This is a genomic window from Nocardioides asiaticus, from assembly GCF_040049175.1.
GTDB classification, from domain to species: domain Bacteria; phylum Actinomycetota; class Actinomycetes; order Propionibacteriales; family Nocardioidaceae; genus Nocardioides; species Nocardioides cheoyonin.
Window position 1 is genome coordinate 20,898 of sequence record NZ_JBDZDM010000009.1, and the last position, 24,116, is coordinate 45,013.

Consider the following 24,116-nt stretch of genomic DNA (forward strand, 5'->3'; position numbering starts at 1 on the left):
TCCGCGAACCCTTCAACCGGGACAAGCAACAGCCCGACCAACGGATCGGACGTCCGACATCGACCGGATTTCGAAGCCCCCCTAACCCGCTCGACGCACACGACAACCCCACGCTCACCAGCAACCCCAGAGCCCTAGGACCTCATGCACTTCCGGAAATGGTGGGCGGCGCCGCGTCCGATCCGGACGGTTCGTGGTTGCTACTCCCGACGTGATGGGTCTGCACAAGCTGACGGCCGGGGACGGGTACACGTACCTGACTCGGCAGGTCGCCGTGCACGACGCGACCGACCGCGGACACGCCGGACTGGCCGACTACTACGCCGAGAAGGGTGAGTCCCCGGGGCGGTGGTTCGGGGCCGGGCTCGGCGCTCTTGACCTCGAGGCCGGCTCAGAAGTCACCGAAGCGCAGATGCGAAACCTGTTCGGGGAGGGCCGGCATCCCAATGCGGAGCGGCTCGAAGACGCCGCCCTGGACGCCGGGCAGACGATCCGGCAGGCCAAGAAGGCCTCCCAGATCGGTCGGGTCTTCGCGATCTACGCGGGCAACCAGCCTGAGTTCATCCAAGAGACCGCGAAGCGGTACACCGCCTACAACCTGGAGCGCGGCAACCACTGGAAGACCCCGGTTCCCGCCGAGGAACGTGCCCGGATCCGCAGCGAGCTAGCCAATGAGCTGTTCCAACGCGAGCACGGCCGCGCACCGCTCGATGACCGGGAGCGGGGCTCGTTCATGGCCAAGGCAACCCGCCAGCAGACCACAGCCGTGGCCGGATACGACCTGAGCTTCATGCCGGTCAAGAGCGTCTCGACGCTCTGGGCTCTGGCCGACAAGGACGTGGCCAAGCAGATCGAAGACGCCCACCACGAGGCCGTCGAAGCCACGTTGAGGTGGCTCGAACAGGACGTCCTGTTCACTCGCCGCGGCCGCGGAGGCGTCCAGCAAGTCAAAGCCCGAGGGCTCGTCGCCGGCATGTTCACCCACCGTGACGCCCGCTCGTCCGACCCGCACCTGCACACGCACGTCGCGATCAGCAACAAGGTCCAAGACATCGACGGCAAGTGGCTCGCCGTCGACGGACGGGTGCTCTACAAGGCCAACGTGACTCTCTCGGAGATGTACAACACCCGGCTCGAAGCCCTGCTGATCGCCCGTCTGGGGGTGCAGTTCGAGAACCGTCGAGAGGGTCTGACCAAGGGCGTGAACAAGCGTGCCGTGCGCGAGATCGTCGGCATCGACGCCCGTCTGGCCAAGGCTTGGTCCAAGCGCGACACCCTGATCGAGGCCCGGCGACGCGAGCTGGCCGCTGCGTTCCAGACCGAGCACGGTCGCCCCCCGACCGAGGGCGAGGCCGTCACCATCAAGGAGCAGGCGTGGGAGCAGACCCGCCAGGCCAAGCACGAGCCCCGCGCCGAGGCCGATCAGCGGCTCGCGTGGCTGGCTGAGGCTGCCTCCATTCTCGGCGACGAGCAGGCCGTCCACGACATGATCGAACGCTGCCTCGGGCACCTTCCCGCCACCAAGAGCGCCACCGACGAATGGGTCGCGGAGACCGCCCGCAGCGTCGTCGACCGTGTCGCGGAGGACCGTGCAACCTGGCAGGTCTGGCACCTGCGGGCCGAGGCGCACCGACAGGCACGCCTCCACGGCATCCGCGCGACCGAGCTCGACGACGCCGTCGACCGCGTCGTCGCGGTAGCGATCAGCGACCATTCGATCACCTTCGACGATCCTGACCCGCTCAGCCGGGCCACCACCGCCGCCCAGCGGGGGGCGACGATCCCCGCTGGCCTGCAGCGCACCGAGAGCGCCGCGGAAGGCGGCGACGTCGTCAGCGTCTACAGCCTCGCCGGCGCCCGCCAGTACACCTCCCCAGCGGTCGTCGATGCCGAACGCCGCATCGTCGAAGCCGCCCGACGCACCGGCGGCCGCACCATCAGCGAAGTCCGGGTCGGCATCGCGATCGCAGAAGCCGCCGCCAACGAGCTCCAGCTCAACGCCGCCCAGCAGTCCCTGGTCCGCGAGATGGCCACCAGCGGCCGCGCCGTCCAGCTGGCGCTCGCACCAGCCGGAACCGGCAAGACCACCGCCATGCGGGTCCTCACCCGCGCCTGGCAGGACTCCGGCGGCACCGTCATCGGACTCGCCCCCTCCGCGGTCGCCGCCCAAGAACTCGGTGCCTCCATCAACCCCGAACCCAGCACCGCCGATGCAACCGCGAAGGCCACGAGGCTCCGGCACGGCCCGTGGCGGCCCGGCCGCAGCAAGGTCCGCGCCGACACCCTGGCCAAACTCGTGTGGCACGCCAAGCACGGTGGCGCACCCAAGTGGATGGAGAAGATCGACGCCAAGACCCTCGTCCTCATCGACGAAGCCGGCATGGCCGCCACCACCGACCTCGCTGCCGCGATCGACTACATCACCTCACGCGGCGGTCAGGTCCGGCTTGTCGGCGACGACCGGCAACTCGCCTCGGTCGCGGCCGGCGGCGTGCTCCGCGACATCGCCCACCAGGTCGGCGCCGTCACCCTCAGCGAGGTGCACCGCTTCCGCAACCGCGACGGCAGCCTGAACCACGCCGAAGCCGCCGCAACTCTCGCACTGCGTGACGGCGACCCCTCGGCCATCGCGTTCTACGCCGACCGGGGCCGCATCCACGTCGGCGACCTCGGCGCCTGCGCCGACCAGGCCTACGCCGCCTGGGCCGCGGACCGCGCCGACGGCATCGACTCCGTGCTGATCGCACCGACCCGCGAGCTCGTCTCCGAACTCAACACCCGCGCCCGCAACGACCGCCTCGCGGGCATGTCGGAGAAGGACATCGGCCCTGTCATCACCCTCGCCGACGGCACCAAGGTCTCCGCAGGTGACCGGATCATCACCCGCGAGAACAACCGGCTCTTGCCGATCACGCGCACGGACTGGGTCAAGAACGGCGACCGCTGGCAGGTGGTGAAGGTCAACGACGATGGCTCACTGAAGGTCAAGCACGACAAGCTCGGCAAGACCATCACCCTGCCGCCGGAGTACGTGGCCGACACCGTCCAACTCGGGTACGCCACCACCGTCCACGGCGCCCAAGGCATCACCACCGGCACCTGCCACGTCGTCCTCACCGGCGAGGAAGACCGCAACCTTCTCTACGTCGCGCTCTCCCGCGGCCGGTTCGCCAACCACCTCTACCTCAACGTCGCCAGCGACGGTGACCCGCACAACCTGATCCGCCCCGAGGCCCTCATCCCGCCAACCGCGATCGACCGGATCGCCGAGATGCTGCGTCGCGACGGCTCCCCGGTCTCCGCTACGACTGCGCTCCGCGACCAACGCAACCCCCACCAGATCCTCGGCGACCTGGCCGCCCGCTACCACGACGCCGTCACCGCGGGCGCCGAGAGCCTCATCGGTCCCGTCGGCATGGACAAGATCGACGCGCACGCCGAATCACTCCTGGCCGGGCTCACCGACGCAGCCGCGTGGCCGACCCTGCGGTCCCACCTGGCGCTGATCGCCCTCGACGAGCACAGTCCACTCAAGCTGCTCACCGCAGCAGTCCAGGCCGGGTCGCTTGCCGATGCCCGCGATCCCGCCGCCGTCCTGGACGCCCGCGTCGACGACCTCGTTGCCGAGCTCACGGCAGCGCGCCCGCACGACCCCGACACCCCTCGCCCCACCGCCGGTCCGCTGCCCTGGCTGCCCGGCATCCCCGCCCGGTTGGCCGACAACCACGACTGGGGCCCCTTCACTGCCGCCTACCACCAGCTCGTACGCGAGCAGATCGACGCTGTCCGCGAAGAGGCCCGCGGCTGGACCGGCGCCACCGCCCCCGCCTGGGCGCAGCCCTTCCTCGAAGACGCTGACGTCGAACTGCGCGCCGACCTCGCGGTCTGGCGTGCAGTCGCAGGCACCGACGAGAACGACCTGCGCCCCACGGGCGATCGCACCATCGGCGCCCCCGGTGCCCACCAGGCGAAGCTCAACCGTGCCGTGCGCGACGCCCGGCCGAGCTACCCCTTCTCCCAACGCAGCTGGTACCAGGCCCTGCCCGAGGCCGTCCGCCACGATCCGTGGATCACGCCCCTGTGTCAGCGGCTTACCCGCCTCGAGCGCGCCGGCCTTCCCGTGGCCGACTACATCGCCAAGGCACTCCAGACCGACCCCGCTGCAACCGGCGGCGCGACCGACACTCCCCCAGCAGGTCGCAGTGAACCGCGGCCACTGCCCGAGGAGTACCAGGCTGCGGCGCTGTGGTGGCGACTCGTCCCGCATCTGGGCCCCGCCGCGCTCAGCGCCGACGAGCACTCCGCGAACCTTCTCCAGCCCGGCTGGCGCAGCACGCTCGCCGACCTTGTCGGCACCACCAAGGCCGACTACCTCCAGACGGCACCGGCCTGGCCGGCACTCGTGGCCGCCGTCGACGAGGCGTGTGAACACCACGGCTGGAGTGCCCGCGACATCCTCTCCAGCGCACTGGCCGGCATCCCGCAAGACGGCACCCTCACCGGCGTCGAGGTGGCCGACGCTCTCGTGCTGCGCATCGCCATGCTCACCGACCAGCCCACAGAGCAGCCGACCCTCGGCGCCGCGCCCTACGACCGGTTCGACGCCGAGATCCCCCAGGACCCCGACCTCCTCCCGCCCGAGGATGCCGACGAGTTCATGGCTGCCTACTACCGGGACCACCTCGACGGCACCGACGCCCCTGTCAGCTCCTCCCCCACCCCCGACGAGTACGTCGACCTCATCGACCCGCCCGACCCCAACGACTGGCCGCTCCCGGGCGACGACTACCGCCCGACGCCCTACGCCGACAGTGCCGCGTACGGCTACCCCTATGTCGAGGACCCGTACTCGCCGGCCCCGCCGTGGCAGGAGGAGACCGTCGACAGCGAGCACGCCTTCCCCGACCCGGACCAGGTCCCCGCCGCACGGATCCACGAACTTAACCAGCAGGCACTCGCCTACTTCGAGACCTGCTACCCGCGCTCCTGGGCGCCCGCGTATCTTCGCGAACGACTCGGCACCGACCTGATCGACCACGACCGGTACTCCGTCGGTTACGCCCCGGGCGGCGGCCGCAGCCTGATGCGGCACCTGACCAACAACGGCGCCACGCTCGACGAGCTCGAGCAGGCCGGACTCATCTCCCGCCGCGAACGCGACGACGGCAGCGTCTACTACACCGACTTCTTCAAGGACCGGCTCGTCATGCCGATCCGAGACCCGCGCGACCCGACCGGGCAGGCGATCATCGGCTTCGTCGGCCGCCGCAACCCCACCAAGACCGACGATGACTACGCCGGACCGAAGTACCTGAACACCCGCACCACCCCGGTCTTCACCAAGGGCGAAGCGCTCTTCGGGTACGCCGAAACCCGCAGCCTCCTCGAGAACGGAGCCCTGCCGGTCATCGTCGAAGGACCCATGGACGCTCTGGCCATCACCCTGGGCAGCAGCGGCACCGCCGCCGGAATTGCCCCCATGGGAACCGCTCTCACCATCGACCAGATCAAGCTGCTCCGCAGCCACATCGACCTGGTCAACGGTCGCGACCACATCGCCGTCGCCACCGACTCCGACCCCGCCGGCTGGACCTCAGCGCGCAAGGCGTTCTGGCACCTGACCGCCGCCGACCTCGACCCCACTCACCTGGACCTCCCCGACGGGCTCGACCCCGCCAAACTCTTCGAGACCGAAGGCCCCGCCGCGATCGCCGCGGCCATCGAGCACCGTGGGCCCTTGGGCGACGCGATGGTTGACCACCTGCTCCGCACCGCCGGCCACTGGTCCGACACCGACGTGAGGCAAAAGATCATCCACCAGGCTGCCCGCATCCTCGGCTCCCGCGGATCCGAACGCTGGCTCGACGGCTTCGAACGACTCCGGAACAAGCTCCACCTCGCCCCCGGGATCATCGAGCACCAGACCGTCACCGAGAGCATGGAACGCGATCGCAACCGGCAGGCCTACGCCCGCGCCCGGATCGACGAGATCAACGACGAAGCGCGCAAGAAGCCCCCCAAGGCAACGTCCGCCGGCCGCCGTCGGGTCACCGAGCAGCACCTCGCAGCCACAACGGCTCCGCCCCGTCTGGCACCTCAGCGCCCGCGCACCGGACCCGATCCGGAAGGCCCGCCGCGCTAGCCGCGGGCCGCTCAGAATCCGTCTGACACAACTTCTTGCCGCCGACCCCCCTCACCGGCCTGATTTCCGGGGCGCGACCTTCGCCAGGACGCGATCTGAGCGGCTCTCCGGGCGCTACAGGCGAGCGAGCGACCCGAAAAGCCACGGCAGGCACTCATCCTGCTGCGACGCGGGAATCCCGGTTGGGGTTAGATGCCCTGAGGAAGGGAGGCGACGTGCCGGATGTGGCTGGTCCACTATGGACCGACGGTGACGGGGGCAGATACGCCGGCCGGTTCCCGCTTGCGGTCGAACGCCACGCCATGGCCCAGGTCGGGCACCTGCTCCCCGGCATCACGACCGTCACACCGCACGCTCGCTACTACACGCTGCACGCCACAGTCTTCGCAGAGGCGAGGGCACGTGGTCTCGACGAGGCCGCCACCCGGCGACTGCTGCGACGGGCCGAGGTGGTCGTCGGGGCAGTCTCGATGGTGCATGGCCGCGCCGACCCCGCGGCACACGCCGGAATGCGGTCCCCCCACGGCTCGGACCACCTGGGCCCCCGCTTGGATCACGGCGCCGACATCGACGCACTCTCCGCCGACGGCGCGTACGCGCAAGCCGGGTGGGGGTTCTGGGGGCCCTACGTCGCATCCGAGTTCGCCATGGGACTCCTTGCGACCGAGGGCAAGAAGACCATCGAGGGACCGAACGCCGACCATGCCGCGCTCCGCGCCGGGTTTGACGGCCTGTTCGACCTGGCCTCCCGCCCGGCGTTGACGACCGATCAGCTGACTGGGGCGTCACACCTGTGCATCTGCCAGACACGGAACTCGGCCGACGGGCTGATGCTCCAGCGAGTGCTCATCCCTGAGTCCGCCACGGCGATGCACCACGACGACCGACGGGCCCAGACCCTCCGGATGCTGCTCCGGTTGACCGACCTGACCGCTCACGAGACGACACCGAAGCTGGATCACGCGCTCGCGTTCAGCGAAGTCCGCGAGGACCCGGATCTCCGCGCCTTCGACGTGTTCCCCGCCTGGACCGGTGTCGTGTTGAGGACCTTCACCGTCGCCGGCTGGAGGAACCTCTGGCAGCACCTCGTCGCTTCCATCGAGGGGTTCATGAAGGTCGACGCGCTTGGAGATCTGTTCGCAGACGCCTTGCCGTCCGGCTCGGTGCGCGACTTCGTCGATTCACGGCCACCCGGGATGGACGGTGCCCGTTTGCTCGGCGCGGAGTTCGCCCCGGAGGTGGAGGCGTTGGGCGTGGCGGAACGGGCACTGTCTCGGCTCGTCATTGGCGCCGGCCGATCCGGGCGGCTCGATGAACGGACCCAGGCCTACTTCCAGGGTCAACGTGACGAGCAGTACCAGCAGCTCACGCCGAGCTGGCTCCAAGACCGACTGACCGAATGGTCCGACCGACCCCTTCGCGACTTCGCTATCTGGCTCACCCACCAGCTCGTGGCACGCGCCGAGCGCATCGCGTTGATGAAGGCCTCCTTCGATTACAAGGCCGGCCGCTTCCGCATCCCCACCCGCGTGTTCGTGCGCGACGGATATCTATTCAAGGACTCCGACGAGGCCGGCGGCGGCGTCGCCTTGCGGTGGGGCTCCGCGTTTGACGTCATGTCCGGCGTCGGCTTCGTCGCCCGCGCTGATGGGCGGTGGGTCGTGACGGACGCCGGGAGAGCCGCATGACCGTCACACGGACCACGAACCTGTTCCCCTACTTGGTCGCTGAGGAGCAGCACCGCGACAACCAGGCCGAAGAGGCGCTTTTCCTCACGTTCAACGTCGACCTCGGCTACTTCGAGGCCCGCCTGCTGGGCCTCCTTCGGGCGACCGGCGCGCGGGTCACGGTGATCGCCGACGCTGGCGTGTGGGCGCCCGACCCACGTTCGGTCAAGCACGCGGGCCGCTCCTACCAGCTCGGCCTCGTTGACCAACCCACTGCGTTCCACCCGAAGCTGATGGTGCTCGTCGGACCAAAGCGCGCCATCGCCGCCGTCGGCTCCGGCAACCTGACCATGGGCGGGTGGCAATACAACCGCGAACTCCTGACGGTCTTCACCGGCGACGGCGGCGGCATGCCGGCCGCCTTCGGCGACATTCGCGATGCGCTCATGGCGTTCGGCGCGGGCGGGATCCTGGACTCGGTGACCGCGCAAGGCGTTGCGCGCACCATCCGGCACCTCGACACGCTCCTCGAGTCCGCGCCGACGCTCAACACCGGGCACCGCGTCCACGCCTCCTGGATCGGCCCACTCATCGACCACCTGCCGGCAGAACCGGTAGTTGACCTCTACCTATCGGCCGCGTTCCATGACCCAAACGCGCATGCCGTCCGCAGCCTTCTCACCAGGCTGCAGCCGCGGCGCGTGCACGTCGCCGTCCAACCGGGGTGGACTCACCTCGATGCCACGGCGCTCAGTCAGGTTCTCTCGACCTACGCGAGGGAGGCCAGCGCCGACACTGCACTGCTGCAGGACCCGGAATCGCCAGGAACCAAGAAGGCGCGCTACCGCCACGGCAAGCTCATCGAATGGGTCACCGTCGACGGCGACCGTCACGCCATGACGGGCAGCCCCAACCTCTCCACCGTCGCGCTCCTCAGGCGTGGCGGCGACGGCGGCAACCACGAGCTCGCCGTCACCGGCCCCGTTGACGCGACCCTCTTCCCCGGGGGCCAGCCCATCGATCCGGCTAGCGTTCCTCGGCTTGTCGGCGCTGAGGAGGACGAGGCTTCGCTGGCCGCCGCGCCAGCCCTCGTGCGGGTGCTTTCCGCGGTCACCAAGGACGACCGGCTGACCGTGACCCTCAGCCGTGCCGCCGACGAGCTCGTGACGGTCGAGGCCTCGCATCGCAACGACCATCCGGACCACTGGACCGCCCTCGGTACCGCCCCCGCAGGCGTGGTGGCGGTCCACTTTGATGCCGCCCTCCCCGGAGGGTCACGAGTCCGAGCGGTCACGGACGCGGGAGGCCCGACGGCCCCGATGTTCGTCACCGACGAGCTCCGAGTCCTCGTGCGCAGCATTCCCGAGAGGCACGCCTCGAAGACCCACTCCTCGAACGCCAACGACCTGTTCGGCCAGGATCTCGACCTGCTCAACCTCCTGCAAGGCGAGCTCACCGCCTATGCCCAAGATGTGAGCAACGCCCGGCGCCCGACCGCCGCTCGTGACGGTGACGGCGAGCGAGCCGATGTGGAGCGGGGACGCGACGCTGATCCGATGGAGCCATGGCTGTGGCTCCAGGAGGACACGGTCCGCCGCTACGGCCCGGGTATAGCGTCCTGGCTTCTCGCGCTCCCGCGACTCACCGACACCGAATCCACCGCCGTGCCCTGGATCGACATCATCACCGACGAACAAGCAGTCGGCCTGGACAGCGATGAAGAGGCCACCGACGTCGACGAGAAACTCACCGCCGGCGAGGTCGACGCCAACACACGCGACCTCATCGACCACACCACCGACGCCGAACGCCTCAAGACCGCACGCCGACGCTGGGCGGCCAAGGCAACGGCGGTTGCGCCCAGCCTGTCGGTGCCGTCTCGCCTCCTCATCTTGCGCATCACGCTCGCCTTCTGGACCGCGGGAAACTGGACCGACGGTGATCCCGAACCCTTCACGCTGACCCGCAACCTCGTCCGGACCTTGACTTTCGTGGACGAGGCGCCTGTCGAGATCGCTCAGCGGGCCGCGTCTCTGGCTGCGATCGCCCTGACGGTGATGCGGCAACACACCGACGTCACCGTCGGCACCGAGCAGACGCTCCGATATCGAGAGACACGGGAGGCCGCGAGCCCTCTCTTGCAGTACGCGGCTGAGGACACCGTCGAGTCCTACGTGGCCGGCCTCCGCACGGTCAACGGCGGAACCCTCACCAGCGGCCACGTCACCGACACCCTCGATGACCTCTCGGGCGACGACCCGCTCGCCGAGCTCGAGGCTGCGATGGAGACCAAGGGCTTCGAGGTCCATCGCCCCTCGCCGAAGTCCATGCACATCCACAAGACCGGCGGTAACGCCGAGCTCTCGGCGCTCGAAGCCGTCGGCTTCGCACAAGACCACGACGGCATCGTTGTGTGGGCGACGACCGACCAGGGCCGCTGGGCCTGCGTGGCATGGCGAGCGCCCGACCTCGTCAGTGTGTTCAACGTCGGAGCACAAGAGCGGTGGCGTCATCAACGCCTGCAGTCAGCGGGACCGGCTGCCGCAGCCAATGCCCTGAGCAACGCCATCCGCAGCAACGAGGGCACCTCCGGATTGCCCGGCGTCATCAACAAGCCGAAGCATCGCAAGACCGCAGACGCGGAAGCGGTGCTCGCTGCTCTCGGCATCGGCTCGCCACCCGAGTCGCCGCCGTGCTGCACAGAGAACAAAGCCGATTGACGGGACAGCGCCGGCGCCGTCGATGTGCCCGCGTCGGCCCTGACCGTCACGGGCGACCATGGCGCCGCCCGCGAAACCGAGCGGGCGAAATCAGAACAGTGCCATCTGTGCTTCATCGATCGACGCCAGGGCGCGGGCAATCCGCTCGTCATCCCACCCGTCTGCGACGGCGGCCCGGAGCGCGAGGGAGCGCTGGTACGTCGCCTCACGGCCGAGCAGTCGGCTGCGGTAGCCCCGCGAGCCTCGGCGGCCGTGTTGAGCGATCCGCGACAGGTTCGCGGCCTGGGTGGAGCCCTCGAGGTGGTCGAGAAGAGTGCCATCGGCCCGCACGCAAATCGGGTTGTCGCACACCACGTGCTCGACCACCGGAGGCAAGTCGACCGACTCCCCTTCGGCAAGCGCCCACGCAACCCGATGCGGCCGCAGCACACGTTGCTGCGTCTGCTCCGCATACCGCTCCGAACCGACCCAGAAGCGTCCGTAGCCGTCATCGCCGATGGCGCCGGTCCAGAGCCAGCAGTCGGTCGGCCGCGGCCCCTTCACGACGTACGACCAGAACCGGTCGATGTCGTCGGCGTTGAGCTGCACGAGGCCAACCTAGGCCTGGGCACCGACAGTATCGGTTGCCGCCGAGTCTCAGCGACGGACACCTTGGTCGACCGTGAGCGGCACCGGAGATCGCCCTTCGTCGTGTGGCTGGCGCTGTGCCTGTGGTGCTGCCCGGAGGGCGGCCGCCTGTAGCCCGGAACGGCCCGCCTGGGAGGGATCCGGTGCTGTCTGCTGGTCGAGGAGCTCCAGCAGGTCCACCGGTTCATCGTCGACGGTCAGCGGCAGGGCACGCGCGATCGCGACCTTCCGCCGATCCCAGACGTCGCGGAGGGCAGCGAGGTGCTTGCCGTACGTCTGATCCCATTCCGCCTGTGCCGCTTGGTGTTCCTCGTCGCTGGTGAATCGTCGCCGCCAGGGCCACCCGCCGCGCGCGTCGCTGAACTCGCGCCACCTGCGCTGTTCGGTCCGCTCCGTGCGCCGCAGCGTGTCGAGCTCTTCACGCAACGATGCCGGGAGGCTCGCGCCGTGCGCGGCGGCCTCGGCCCAGGTCACCTTCACCAGGATGGTCGGCCTGATCCTTCGCCATGCGTCGCTGTCGACGCCGGCCGAAGCCATCGCTGCGACGAGGCTGGTGTGGTCTTCGAGCCAGATCGCCTTCCGGTTGTAGCTGATCCAGCAATGGTCCTGCGGCGCGGACGAGCCGCCCTCGAACGTGGTGCTAGCGCGCAGGTCGTCGAGGAGGGCCGAGGCGGCGAGCCCGTGCCCGGCCGCCGCCAGCAGCTGCTGCTGATCCCGGGTGAGCATCGTCTTCGCGCCGCTACCGGGTCGGCGCGGCCGCGACGGTGACCCGATGGGTGTCTTCGTCGTGGCGGCGACGGGTGCTGTCGTTCCGGGCCTGTTCGAGCGCGGCGAGCTGCAGGGTGCTGGATCGGGGATCGGTTGTGGCCGAGTTCCCGGCGAGTGCAGCGTCTTCGGAAGGAACGCTGGCCGGCGTCGCGTAGTGGTCCTCAAGCTGGTCGACGATCCTGGTGCATACCGCCTCCAGGCGTGGGTTGTTCGCGACCTTCGTCAGGTTGTACATGACCGTTGTGTGGTCCTTCCCGAAGAAGCTGGCGATCGCCGTGGTGGTCAGTCCGCCGCGGCGGGCAGCGGTCATGGCCACGGCCCGCGCATCGGTGACGGCGCGGTGCCGGTCGGCGCCGATCACGGCGTCCCGGGTGGTGCCGAATGCCTGGGCGGCGGCCGCGACCGCGATCGAGCACACCCCCTCTGGGCCGACGTCGGCGACCTCGCCCGCTGCGGTCTCGGCGGCGTTGACTTGGGTGGCCAGCGCGACCGCGAGGGCCCGAAGCTGGTCGGCCGACATCTGCTCCAGCGTGTAGCTGATCGCGGACTGGTTCTCCTCGGCGACCAGGGCGGCGAACGCGGCCGCCTGCTTGGCGGTGAGTTCAGCCTCCGGAGTGGCGAGACCCTCCAGCCGATCGTCGTCGTGATCGCGCTGGTTGTCGTCGACCAGGTGGAGTCGCCTGCTGCTGTTGTCTGGCGTGATCACTGGTCATCACCACCTCTCGTGGTAGTCGTCGGGATCGGGCGTCTCGGAGCGAGCGGGCGGCGCGGGCGGGGAGGCGACGGCGGCCAGTTCGCCGGCGCGGTCGACGTCGTCGCGGTAGCGCTGCTTGCGGCCGCGGCGTACCGGGTTGGAGGCATGGGATTCGTCGCGTTCACGGCGCGGGCGCGGCTGATGCTTGCCGGGCTGGCAGCCGTCGCCGAGCCGGTCCTTGAGCCGTTCGAGAAAGCCTGGGAGCCCGTAGCGGTGCCAGTCCTCCAACGCTGCGGGGTTGACCGCGAAGGAGGTGTAGTAGCGGCTGCACGCCAGCACCGCGAGGTCGTGCACGAGGTGGGGGTGAGCGGGCCAGCACTCGGGGATCCCGGGCCGGGTCACGTTCCACAGATGCTGCTCGTTGATCCACATTGCAACGAGGTCCAGCCAGGTCCACAGCTCGGCGCGCATCAGCCCGGTGCATGTGCCCGGGTCCCACGGACGGGGCATCTGCGCGAGCTCGCGCAGGGCCTCCTCGTCGGCGGGCGGCTCGACGGTGGCCTGCTGCAGCTGCTCCATCGCGGTGCGGATCGTCGGCCCTGGCTCGGGAAAGGGCCGCACCATGAGCCCTGCGAGCGGCATCATTCCGTTCCCGTTCGGTGCCGCGTTCCCGGCCGCGGCGCGGGTGGCGATCTGGGATGGGTGCATCGTCGTCATCGCAGCTGGTTCTCCCCGCCTACTTGGGCATCCCGAGCCGTTGCCGGGTCCGGGACACGGTCTCGGTGGGGGCGACCGGCTCGATGGTCTTGATGGGCCTGATGGTTTCGGTGTCGGCCTGGTCGAGGCCGCGGGCGTTGAGCCGCGCGCGCTGCTGCGCGGCCAAGAGCTCCTTGCCGCGCTTGCCGTCGATGCAGCGGTTCAGATTCGCGATGATGGGGTCGTACATCTCGGCGAGCACCAGTGCCGTGCGGGGCTCGATGCGGCGCAGCTCGGCAGGTTCAAGGATCGGCACCCGCCGCGGGTCCCAGGAGTGGTCCTTGGGCCCGATCCAGTCATTGCCACGTTGGGACGTGCGGCGTTCCAGATGGGTTGTCTGCCCGATCAGGTCGGAGAGCTCCTGGTAGAACCTGATGTCCTTGCCGCCACCGAAGACCACCAGATTGTTGGACAGCCCGTAGATGGTGCGGGCCTCGTCCTCGCCGTAGCAGACCACGAACTGGCGCCACGTCTGTGCAGCCAGGATGAAGGAGAGCCCGAGCGCCCGCTCGTTGGCCATCCGTGTCGACAGCGTCGGGATCGGTGCGGTGGAGGGCAGCTCATCGAGGCACGCCAGGAAGGAGGGGCATAGCCGGCCGTGCGGGGAGGTCTCCCCCAGCCGCTTCGCAGTGTCGAGAATCTGCTCGGTGACCGCGGTCATCAGCGGCGAGGCGCTCGCGTACGGATCGTCGCGCCCGAGCAGATAGACGGTCCCGCCCTCCCGGATCAGGGCTTCGAGGTCGGTCGCCGGCCGGGTGGCGGAGGGAACACAGCGCTCGCGGATCGAGCGCTGGAAGAACAAGCTCATCGCCTGCTGGACGGTGGTGATCGTGTTGCCCGCGGTCCGCTCGTCGCCGTACAGGGCGCCCCGCAGCAGTCCGTCCCACAGCGGCTCGGCCGCGGGATGGGTGCGCAGGATCTCCTCGGCCTGCGGGTACTCGCGCGGGCTCGAGACCCACATCAGCACCTCGTCGAGGCTGATCCCGGCGATCGCTGCTGCGTGGAAGTACGCCTGCAGGACCTTCGCGCACTCCCCGGCGTAGAACCGGGCTGCCTGGTCGGAGGATTGGGCGGTGGCCCCCTTGATGGTCCCGGCTGCGAATGCCTTCGCCCGGCGCTCGGCGAGCATCGCGTCCTCGCAGCCCGCGATGCAGTCCCAGACCAGCTCAGGGGTCCCGGGAGCCGCGTTGAACGGGTCAAGGACCGCGACCGGTCCCTTCTTCTCGCGCGCCTCCAGGGTGAGGAACAGGTCCTCGGGTTTGGTCAGGGTCACCAGCGCGCCGCCGGGTGCATCCAGCAGAGCCGGCACCAACAGGTCGAGCGTCTTGCCGGACCCCTGGGGGCCGATCACGCACGTGGTGCGGTCGAAGGGCACCCACAGCTCAGGACCGTGGCGCCCGGCCCGCCCGAGCCTCCAGCCGACCTCGTAGGGGTTCACATGCTTCAAGGCGGTGGTCATCGCAGCAGTGCCTTTCGCTTCGAGCGGGCGTAGAGGTCCGGCCGGATCTGACCGGCGCGCTTGCGCAACGGCCCAACGCCGAGGGCTTGAGCGGCCTGGGTCGCCGTCGCCAGTCCGTGACGGGAGCCGCTCCCGGTCAGGTCCCGGATCCAGATCGCCACGACGACCGTCGCGCCGAGCGAGATCGCCTCACCGACGAGCGTGAGCACCCACATCAGCGCGTCGGCCGGAAGCCCGTCCGAGCGGCCGTGGGCCAGGCCGGACCCGAAGTGCCCGTGCAGCAGACCGCCGTAGGCGTCGAGCAGGTGCTTCGTGGGCCAGGCGAAGTGGCCTTCGGCCGCCCAGCACACGGCGCCCTGGACGACGAGCGGCGTGATGATGAAGACGAAGAGTCCGACGAAGACGAACGCGATCGCGAACTCCCCCGCGGTGGGCGCCATGTTGGTGAAGCGGGCGCGCCGGGCACGCTCCATGCTCATCGGGCCCCCGCCTTCCACCGGGCAGCAGATGCCTGCCACCGATGGCACGGGAGGTCCATCGGGCCCCTAGGGTCCGGGATGACCGCGACCGTGTCGCCGGGCCAGTCCAGTCGACCCTGACCGTCCAGGGCCGCGACGTCGACAGCGTCGGGGCGGTCGGCTCGGACCAGCCCCATGCAGCTGATGTCGTGGTCGAGAACCGGCCGTCCGATGAGACCGTTGCCGCCGTGGGAGGTGAGGATCACTCGCGCTGCAACCAGGGGCACCAGGGCGAGGCGGTGATCGTCGACGGAGTCGATGTCGTCGACGACGACCAGGCAGGTGCCAGGCCGGCACTTGCCTCCGATCGGCTCCTCGAGGACGTCGGGATGGACAGGTTCGCACCGCAGGTCAGCCCACTCGCTGGGACTCTGGGAGTACACGTGCACGTGGCGCGCGGTGTCGGCCAGCCACCAGCGGGTCAGGTAGCGCGCAATGGTCGTCTTGCCGCGGCCGACGTCGCCGATCAGGAGCAGCGGTGGCCTGCCGCGGCTGGTGTCGAAGCCGGCTGGCCTGCCTTCCAGGGTGGTGCCGATGCGTACGTCCATGTCGGGAGAGGCAACCGCCGGTCGGCTGGATCGGACACCCGCCTCACCCCGATTTCGGTATCCGTCCCGACGTGCCGGGGAAGCGGTCATCGCCGGCCCTCGGCCCTTGGTCGCCTACGCCGATCCGGCGGGTGCGCCGCCCAGGTCGAAGGCCGGTTTGGGAAGGGCCCAGGTCACTGACCCGGCGGGGGTGTGGACGTCGGCGAACCCGACGCACCCGTAGACGCCGTTTGCCGAGCAGCCGTAGTCGTTGCCGAAGATCTTCCCGTTCCCGACGTAGATCGCCACGTGGCCGACGCCGTCGCCGCGGTTGTAGGACACGACCGCGCCGACGGGTGGGAGGGGGTCGAGGCCAGTGCCGTGCGCCTGGGCGAGGCCGGCATCGATGATGCCCTGGGCGACGTCCTGCCCGTTGCCGTACCCGCGGCCGACACCGGGGCCACCGTAGAGCGCGTCGACGACCTTGGGGCATTGGCCGGAGTAGGTGCACGGAGCGCCGTGGGTCCACGACAGCCCGCACAGCCCGCCCGGGGTGTGCTGCATGGCGTTGATCCGGGCCGACAGCGCGGCAGAGAGGTCCCCGGCGACCGTGATCGGTGAGGCGGTGCACGCCGCCCCCGTCGTCGTGGCCGGGGTCAGTGCGGCACTGCCGGCGGTGGCGGCGACGGCCTGGCGGGCCTGCGCGAGGTACTGGTGATAGTCGTCGTGCTCGAACGGGAGCCAGTCCGCGAACTTGGCCTCCCCCGATCCCGGCCGACCCGAGTACAGGGCGAACGCGTACCGGGCGTTGAGGAGGGGGTCGAAGATGTCCGAGGGCTTGTTCCAGCCTGGCGGCATTCCGGGCCGGTTCTGATGACCGGAGGCGATCTGCCACAGCCCGAAGTGGCTGCCGTTGCTGGCGGTGGGGTCCCAGGACGACTCAACGTGCGCGATCGCCACGGCGGTGACCAGGTCCTCTCCTCGGAACCCGGCCTGGTAGGCGGCCCTGGCTGCCACCTCGGCGCCACTGGTGCTGTCGGTGTCCGCGACGTTGGTCAGGACGACCGAGCCGAGGTTCCCGTAGGTCGAGGGGCACGGCGGGCACCCCGCGGGCGCGGCGACCCCGGTGGTCGAGCTGCTTGACGGGGTTCCGCTGCCGGGTCCGGCGCCGTTCATCTCCATCCGCGTGAACAGCGCGGGATGGTCGGAATGGACGGCGGCCTTGCTGATCTCCCAGGTCTTCGCGACGCTCACCGGGGCCGCGTAGAAGTTGTAGATCACCCCGGAGTCCTTGGTGTAGCGGTACCCGGCCGCCTGCATCTTGGCGGCGGCCGAGTTCGGGCCCTCGCCGGGGTGGGAGTTCATGTCGCCCCCGAGGAAGACCGGGCCGTACGCCGACAGCGTCGAGGCGAGCTGGATCAGGTAGTCCATGCCCTGCCCGTACTGGGTGGCGCGGCTGAACGGCTGGTTCCCCCACTGGGTGTGCGCCCAGCGGAAAGGGTTGGTCATCTGGTGGGTGGCGATGACCGAGACGACGGCACCGTCGGTGCGCTGGAACACACCCCAGATCGCCCAGCGGCCCCAGTTCTTGTTCTGTCCCTGGAAGATCACGTGGTCGTCCTGGGTGATGCGGACGCGGCCGCCGTCGAGCATCCTCCACTTGTCGGTGCGCCACATGATCGCGTTGTCCAGGGACCGCAGTCCGCCGTCCTCGGTGTGCACCGGCGTGGGGTCGCGGTAGGCGTCGTAGCCGGGTGCGCTGGAGCGCATCTGGGAGATCGGCACGTCGCCGACCTCGTTGAGGGTGATGAAGTCCGGTGACGGGGCAGCGAGAGCACGCACCCCAGGGGTGAAGCCGCTGCGGAGCTTGATGTTGGCGTTGGCGATCAAGATGCTGCCGTTGACCGGGCCGCCGGGGGTCGCGGCGATGCTGCTCGGCATCACCCCGAGGTCAGTGCCGGTGCCTTCCTGCCCGGTGCTGGTGCCGCTCGTGGTCGTCCCTGCGAGCTGTGCACTGGTGTAGACGAAGGGGTGGTCGGTGTACTTGTGCGCGCCGTCGTTGGTGGACTGGTCGACCACCGTTCCGGAGAACGTGACCGTGTCCGAGCCCATGATCCAGTCGATCTGCTTGTCGCTGGGGTTGGCGCTCGTCCAGCCGTCGCCGGCCACAGAGAGGAACAGCCTCTTAAACCGCGCCTGGTCGTTCATGTCGCCGGTCAGGAACAGCGGCGTGTTCGGCTCGGTGGCCTGCAGCTGATTCAGCGTCCTGGCTTCGGCTCGCACCGCGGCCTCCCGCATGGCGTTGGTGCCGCCAACGGCCCCGGCGGGGTTGTGGGTGTTGAGCACCCAGATGGAGCCGAGGCCCTGGGTGGAGGTGAACCGGACCAGCGGGATCTGGATGATCGGGCCGCCGTACTTGATCGAGACGTAGCGGACCTCGGCGACCGTCCACACGCCGGGCTGGTAGGCAATCGCGTTGGGCGTCGCCGGCTTGCCGCCGGCCTTGCCCTTCACGATCGCCCAGGCGCCTCGTGTCTGCTTCAAGAAGGCGGCCGCCTGGGGTGGCTCGAACTCCTGGAACCCGATGATGCTGGCTCCGGACGACCCGACCTTGGCCACCATGTTCGGCACCCGCACCGAATACGGCTGCTCACCCGGATGCGGGTTCTTCTGGTAGTGCGAGGCGCCGCGCCAGTTGAGGGTGCCGATGCCGAACGTGCCGCCGGTGCTGGTCGCCGCGGTCGTGGCGCACGCAGCCCGCACCGCCTCGATGTTGCCGTTGCCCATGCCGAGGATGAGCAGCAACATGGGTGCCAGGAGCACCAGTGGCAGGCCGAGCAGAATCTTCTTCACGACTCGAGGACCCCTTCAGGCAGGGTCGATCGCGTCGTTGGTGTAGGTCAGTCGCCGCTCAAGAGGGGTCAACAGCGTTTGGACCTTGTACCGCTGGTCCCCCACCATCCACAGCGCCCGGCCCTTCTCCTGCATCGCCCAGTTGGTGATCACGTTCTGCTGCATCTCCGAGAGCCCCATCAGGCGGCCGAGCTCGTCGGCAACCGACTCGTCCTGGCCCATGAGGATGCGAACGTCGGAGAGGTTGAGCAGGTCCTTGGCGATCTGGGCGGCCTGGCTGCCCTGATCGCCCGCCGAGAGCGGGTCGCTCGGCTTGTGGTAGGTGACGAGCTGGATGTCGCCCTCGGTGCGCGAGAGCCGCAGGTTCGCATCCAGCGCCTCCACGGCCTCCAGGGAGAGGCGGGTCTGCAACCAGGCCTCGTCGCGGAGCACGATCCTGCGATCCCCGGCCGAGGCCGTCTCGCGCATGCCTTGGCCCCAGGAGTTCAGGCACATCAGGGCAATGCCGACCGCGACCTTGTTCCCGGTCTCGTGCAGGGAGCGCAGCGACAGGGTCTGGATCGGCTTGCGCCAGTCCGGTTCGAAGGTCGATTCGGTGTCGAACATGCCCTGCAGCGAGCCCTCGCAGAGGGCACCGAGGGCGTCACGCAGCGGTCGGGTGCCGTCGTAGAAGGTCTGCGGGCTCTCGTAGCGGCAGTCGGTGACCAGCTCCGCGGTGGGGGCGTCGAGAGCAGCCCAGACCTGAGGGATCGTGACGGGCTTGAGCCGGGACGCCCCGACCGACCAGCCGGTCAGGTGCCGCAGCACCTTGTTGATGACCCGCTCCTCGGTCGGGCTGAACGTCACCCCTTGGGAGGCGACCAGACCGCGGATCAGCATGAGCCAGCGGTTGAAGATCACCGTGGCCCGCTTCTCCTGCTCCTCGGCTGTCTGCTTCTCCCAGTCCGCCCCCAGGGGTCCGAGGTCGAGCGGGTTGATCCGTCCCGGCAGGCCGGGCCCGATGCGGAACGGGTCGACGCCGAGGAACTTGGCCAGGTCCTCGTACTCGTCCTTCACATCACCCAGCACCAGGGACCGATAGCCGTACCGGATCATGCGGAGCATGAAGGCCTTAACGGTCGCCGACTTGCCGCGGCCGGGCTTGCCGAAGATGAAGATGTTGGGGTTGGTCACCGGGATGCTGTCGTCGAGCACCCAGCCCATCGGGTCGCAGTAGAACTTGCCGCCGGAGAGAACGTCGTAGCCCATCTCGGCCCCCCACGGCGGAAGCCCGTCGCCGGAGATCAGCGGCCACAGCACCGGGGTCTCCTCCGACGTCATCTGATATCCGGCCAGCGGCGGCATGGTGGGCGCCCAGCCGTGGCCGGGCCGGCGCACCCCATTGGCCTTGACCGAGTGCGGGAACAGCTTCTCCGCGGGCGGTGGCGGCGGTGGCGCCGCCTTGCGGGGCATCGTGGTCCCGAAGTCGGTCAGCAGGTCGTCGATCGTGCGCGAGGCTGGCCGCCCCTTGGCGCCGTTCCTGGTGCGGGTCTTCGTGGCCGGCATGCTCATGTCTGGAGAGGCAACAGCCCGGCCGCCAGATCGGACCTCTGGCGGCCGGGCTGTTTCAGGCCGGCCGAATCGCGGCGCTTCTCGGGTCAGCGCTTCTTCGGCAGGCCTGCCCCCAACGGGATGGCCGAGACGGCGAAGGCGGCGTCGTGGGCGCCGTCGAGCGGGAGCGGGGTGAACCCGCTGATCCGGATGGAGGCGTCGAGGCGGCGGGCATAGTCCTGCACGTTCCATGTCGCAGGGACCGTGATCGAGGCCACGGAGGCCACCTTGACCAGCGAGCGGCCGCGCTCGAGCTTCTCGTCGCGCTCGTGGAGCCGGCCGACCGACTGGCGGTCCTTGGCCCGTTCGACCTTCCCGGCCTTCTCCCGCAGTGTCCCGGCCATGACCGCCGACATCTGTGCACGACCCGTGGCCCGGTCGGCCGCCTGTTGGGAGACCGGACGGTAGAACACGGTCAGCGCCCGCCGCTCGCCGGGCTGGGAGGGCACCAGAACCCGTGCCAGCGCACCCATGCGGGCTCCCTTGCGAGGCAGCAGGATCGTCGAGGCGACCGACTCCCACTCGCCGTGCCGGTAGGACCGCATCGCGGTCGTGGCGTTGGTCGGGCCGGCGGCGCCGACGGGGACACCTGCGGCGATCGCCGGGTTCTCGCGGCGATGGATCTCCGCGTCAGCCAGCGCGGGAAGGTCGCCGGGCTCGAACCCGGTGCGGATCGCGACGGCCAGCTCGGAGGTGTCGAGCCAGTTGACCCGGGTGCAGCCGATCGAGCCCGTCAACCGTGCCTCCACCTCGGCGAGGACCGAGTACAGGATGCGGGCACGGCCGACCACGCCCCGGCCCGCACGCTTGGCGTCCTTGTTGATGACATCCTCGCGGACGACCACGGTCACGAACGCTTCGTGACGCACCGCGGCGCCCGCGGTCATGGCCTCCAGCTGCGCGTTGACCCTGGCCGAGACTTCCGGCTCGTCGGGCCGGGCGTTCTGTCGCACCCACTCGGCGCGCTCGGTGCCGTCGTCGGGAATGGTGCGCACCTGCACCACAACCAGGTCGATCTGGTTGCCGGCTGTTGCGGCCTCCATCATCTCGGTCAGCCCTGCGCCCATGCGGAAGCGGTCCGCCTCATCGCTCATCCCGATCCCGGGATGGACGATGCGGGCGGTGGCCGCCCAGGTCCGTGCGGCGTGGTTCTGGATGATCGCCGGCCGCGCGGTCTGCCCGCTCATCGGTGGACCGTCGTGGATCTGGATGCCGGCCAGGATGCCGGGCAGGTCCGCCTCGCCGGCATCACCGTTGTCCTCATCGTCGTCGGCGTCGCCGAGGTCCAGATCGCCGGCCGCGGCCTTGGACTGGAACCGCGACCAGCCGAACGCGACACCGGCCAGGTGCCGGAACACGACCCCGATCCACTGGAAGGCCGAGTGGCCGCGAATCGGCAGGCAGACCAGCAGCCCGACCACACCCCAGGCGGGCAGCAGGACCAGCAGTGCCAGCCACTGCTGCATGGCGATCGCCATCCAGGTCGGGAACCCGGCAGCCAGCACCAGGACGAACTGGGGACCGGTCATTCCGAACAGCCACGCCTGACGGTCGCGGGTTGCGGATGCTCCGTAGACGCTCATGCCAGAAACGCTCCATCTTCGAGTGCCGCCTCCGGGGCGGGCGGGGGCGAGTCGTTGGCGACGCCGTCGCCGTTGGTGTCGTTCAGGGGCCGCATCTGGTGGGCCTTCTTGCTCTTGTGCGCCGCCTGCTGGGGGTCGTGCTCCGTCGGGTAGTAGCCCTGATTGCCGATGCCGGCCTGGCCGAGCACGTCGATACCCATCGCGCCGCCGTACTGGGCGACCTTGCCGACCTTGTCCATCGCGCCCCCGACGCCGCGGCCGACCAGCGGCACGACCTTCGCGGCCTTGGACTGGAACCTGTTGGCGGTCTCGCCCTCGGCGCCGCTCTCCGAGGACGTCCGCCCATCAGCGGCCGTCTCGGTGGCGGCACCCGACCCGGAGCCGTCAGCCGCCTTGCTCTTGCCCTTGAGTAGCCCCGAGACGCCGCCGTTGGCGTTCATCGTCGACCGGAACGAGGCACCCGAGGCGGTGCCGGGGTCGACGAACGCGAGCAACCGGAACAGCACCATCGGCATGAAGCAGGCGACCAGCATGATGATCGACCCGACGACCGACATGCCGATGTTGGAGGACGTGTCGGAGAGGTGAAGCGGATTGGTAGGAGTGGCCTTCTGCTCGCCGTCGGGCATCCCGGCCCACGCGAACTGGGTGCCCATCCCCACCACGAGCGCCAGCAGCGGCTCCATCAGCACGCAGGCGAGGAACCAGCGGACGCTCTTCCACATCCACGACTTGGTGCCCTCCGACAGCGACCCGGCGGCGGTCAGCGGCATGGTCGCGGTCAGGATCAGAAGCGCGGCCGAGCGGACCATCATGATCACCATGTGCCCGAAGGCCGCCGGGATCAGGATGAACAACGCACAGATCCCGAGGGTGGCGGCCTCGGTTGTTCCTGACACGGTGTCGACGAACCCGTCGCCAGCGGCGTAGCCGGAGAAACTGTCGACGCCGAGGAGACTGTTCAAGAGCCCCTTGGTCAGGCCGGAGGCAGCCGCGATCAGGCCGCCGCACACCCCGATCCAGCAGGACAGGACCACCCCGTACTGCGCCACGCCTGCGGCGAGGGTGCCGAAGCCGCGGCCGTCTTGGCGGATCACCGCCAACCCGATCTGCCCGAACGCCACCACGAGCGCGATGACCAGCGCGATCCACAAGGTGACCGAATACAGCTTGGCCAGGCCGGGGTCGGCGACGTTGGGGGTGAAGCTGTCGATCAGGCTGAACGCGGTCTTGAGCAGCCACATGGCGCCGGACCAGATAGCCATCATCATCGAGGTGAACCCGTCGGCCAGGGTCTCCTTGGCCTTGTCGCCCAACCAGTGCAGCGGGTTGAGGTCGAGCATCGGGACGATGTTCGGAATCAGCGAGCTCATGACTGCGGCACCTCCAGCCACTGGTAGCCGGCGTCGACCGAGGCCTGGGAGCCGGGCCACAGCGACGGCGCCGGGGACGGCTCCTCGCCCGGGCCGATCACCCACCGGCCGCCGGCGGGGTCGTCCTGCCAGACCATCCGCTGGCAGTCGGCCGCGGCAACCTGCTGCGACTGCCCGCCGGGGAGGGTGGCGGTGATGATGAAGTCCACGCACGGGACGACGAAGTCGGACCCGACCGTGCCCTTGATGAACCCCATCTTCGGCTCGACGCCGATCGTGATGCCGTTGCGGGCATCGGCCGACAGGCCTGCGGACCCCAACAGATCGGCCACACCTTGGACGACCGACCAGGTCTCAGCCGTGGGGCCGCCGGGAGCCGCCCACTTGCTGATGACGTCCTGGGCGACCTGCACCGAGGCTGAGCTCAGCGCGGTCGAGTCGATCGCCGCCATCTGCGCCAGCGCCCCCTGCGGGGTGTGCGGGTATCCGGTTGCGACCCCGACGTCACCCACCTGCATCGGTGGCGGAATCTGGAGAGTGCTGGTCTTGCCGGTGGACAAGTCCCCGCCCGGCTGGGCTGCCTCGACGGGCGCCGTGGGCAGTGCCTTGTCAGCCAGCCGGTCCTCAGCTGACAGTCCCGACCCGGACCCGCTGCCCGCGCTGCTGTCGCCGCCAGGACTGCCGGTGAGCATGGAGACCACCGACCACCCCGCGCCGAAGAGCAACCCGAGCACGACGACGACCGCGCCACCCAGCAGCATCTGGAGCCGCAACCGGGTCCACTCCGTACTCGGGTCGACCAGCTTGGTCTGGTAGGCGTTTCGGGTCCGGGTGAACAT

General features: G+C 69.6%; 15 protein-coding genes. 3 read left to right on the top strand and 12 right to left on the bottom strand.

Going from position 1 to position 24,116, the window contains the following annotated elements; genetic code table 11:
• Positions 1–214 precede the first annotated feature (214 nt).
• The 3 genes from mobF to ABLE53_RS24390 all read left to right on the top strand — a co-directional run bounded on the left by mobF (position 215) and on the right by ABLE53_RS24390 (position 10,529).
• Positions 215–6,142: a MobF family relaxase gene (gene mobF, locus ABLE53_RS24380; RefSeq protein WP_348861790.1), complete on the top strand. Its 5,928-nt coding sequence runs from the start codon at positions 215–217 to the stop codon at positions 6,140–6,142.
• Between the two features lie 215 nt (positions 6,143–6,357).
• Positions 6,358–7,830 (top strand): hypothetical protein, encoded by a 1,473-nt coding sequence (locus tag ABLE53_RS24385; protein ID WP_348861791.1) that lies wholly within the window; start codon positions 6,358–6,360, stop codon positions 7,828–7,830.
• Positions 7,827–10,529, top strand: coding sequence for a hypothetical protein (locus tag ABLE53_RS24390; protein ID WP_348861792.1), 2,703 nt, complete (start codon positions 7,827–7,829; stop codon positions 10,527–10,529). The genes ABLE53_RS24385 and ABLE53_RS24390 overlap by 4 nt, the downstream gene beginning before the upstream one ends.
• A gap of 90 nt (positions 10,530–10,619) precedes the next feature.
• Here the strand turns inward: ABLE53_RS24390 and ABLE53_RS24395 are convergent, their stop codons facing one another.
• The 12 genes from ABLE53_RS24395 to ABLE53_RS24450 all read right to left on the bottom strand — a co-directional run bounded on the left by ABLE53_RS24395 (position 10,620) and on the right by ABLE53_RS24450 (position 24,116).
• Positions 10,620–11,117 carry a hypothetical protein gene (locus ABLE53_RS24395; protein ID WP_348861793.1) on the bottom strand — a complete coding sequence of 166 codons (498 nt, stop codon included), beginning with the start codon at positions 11,115–11,117 and terminating at the stop codon, positions 10,620–10,622.
• A gap of 48 nt (positions 11,118–11,165) precedes the next feature.
• Complete coding sequence (locus ABLE53_RS24400) at positions 11,166–11,882, bottom strand: hypothetical protein (RefSeq protein ID WP_348861794.1); 717 nt, start codon at positions 11,880–11,882, stop codon at positions 11,166–11,168.
• 13 nt (positions 11,883–11,895) lie between these two features.
• Positions 11,896–12,630 (bottom strand): helix-turn-helix domain-containing protein, encoded by a 735-nt coding sequence (locus tag ABLE53_RS24405; RefSeq protein WP_348861795.1) that lies wholly within the window; start codon positions 12,628–12,630, stop codon positions 11,896–11,898.
• Positions 12,631–12,636: 6 nt separating this feature from the next.
• Positions 12,637–13,326, bottom strand: a complete 690-nt coding sequence (locus tag ABLE53_RS24410; protein WP_348861796.1) for a hypothetical protein — start codon at positions 13,324–13,326, stop codon at positions 12,637–12,639.
• 28 nt (positions 13,327–13,354) lie between these two features.
• A complete protein-coding gene (locus ABLE53_RS24415; protein ID WP_348861797.1) occupies positions 13,355–14,833 on the bottom strand; it encodes a type IV secretory system conjugative DNA transfer family protein in 1,479 nt (492 codons plus the stop codon).
• Complete coding sequence (locus ABLE53_RS24420; RefSeq protein ID WP_348861798.1) at positions 14,830–15,312, bottom strand: hypothetical protein; 483 nt, start codon at positions 15,310–15,312, stop codon at positions 14,830–14,832. The genes ABLE53_RS24415 and ABLE53_RS24420 overlap by 4 nt, the downstream gene beginning before the upstream one ends.
• Positions 15,309–15,899: an ATP-binding protein gene (locus ABLE53_RS24425; protein WP_348861799.1), complete on the bottom strand. Its 591-nt coding sequence runs from the start codon at positions 15,897–15,899 to the stop codon at positions 15,309–15,311. Before ABLE53_RS24425 ends, ABLE53_RS24420 begins: the two co-directional genes overlap by 4 nt.
• Before the next feature lie 114 nt (positions 15,900–16,013).
• The gene (locus tag ABLE53_RS24430; protein ID WP_348861800.1) at positions 16,014–18,731 is read right to left on the bottom strand and encodes an endonuclease/exonuclease/phosphatase family protein; all 2,718 of its coding nucleotides are present in this window, start codon (positions 18,729–18,731) and stop codon (positions 16,014–16,016) included.
• A 15-nt stretch (positions 18,732–18,746) separates the two neighbouring features.
• A complete protein-coding gene (locus ABLE53_RS24435; RefSeq protein ID WP_348861801.1) occupies positions 18,747–20,282 on the bottom strand; it encodes an ATP-binding protein in 1,536 nt (511 codons plus the stop codon).
• An 86-nt stretch (positions 20,283–20,368) separates the two neighbouring features.
• The gene (locus ABLE53_RS24440) at positions 20,369–21,904 is read right to left on the bottom strand and encodes an SCO6880 family protein (RefSeq protein ID WP_348861802.1); all 1,536 of its coding nucleotides are present in this window, start codon (positions 21,902–21,904) and stop codon (positions 20,369–20,371) included.
• Positions 21,901–23,277 carry a TrbL/VirB6 family protein gene (locus ABLE53_RS24445; protein ID WP_348861803.1) on the bottom strand — a complete coding sequence of 459 codons (1,377 nt, stop codon included), beginning with the start codon at positions 23,275–23,277 and terminating at the stop codon, positions 21,901–21,903. Before ABLE53_RS24445 ends, ABLE53_RS24440 begins: the two co-directional genes overlap by 4 nt.
• Complete coding sequence (locus ABLE53_RS24450; protein WP_348861804.1) at positions 23,274–24,116, bottom strand: hypothetical protein; 843 nt, start codon at positions 24,114–24,116, stop codon at positions 23,274–23,276. The genes ABLE53_RS24445 and ABLE53_RS24450 overlap by 4 nt, the downstream gene beginning before the upstream one ends.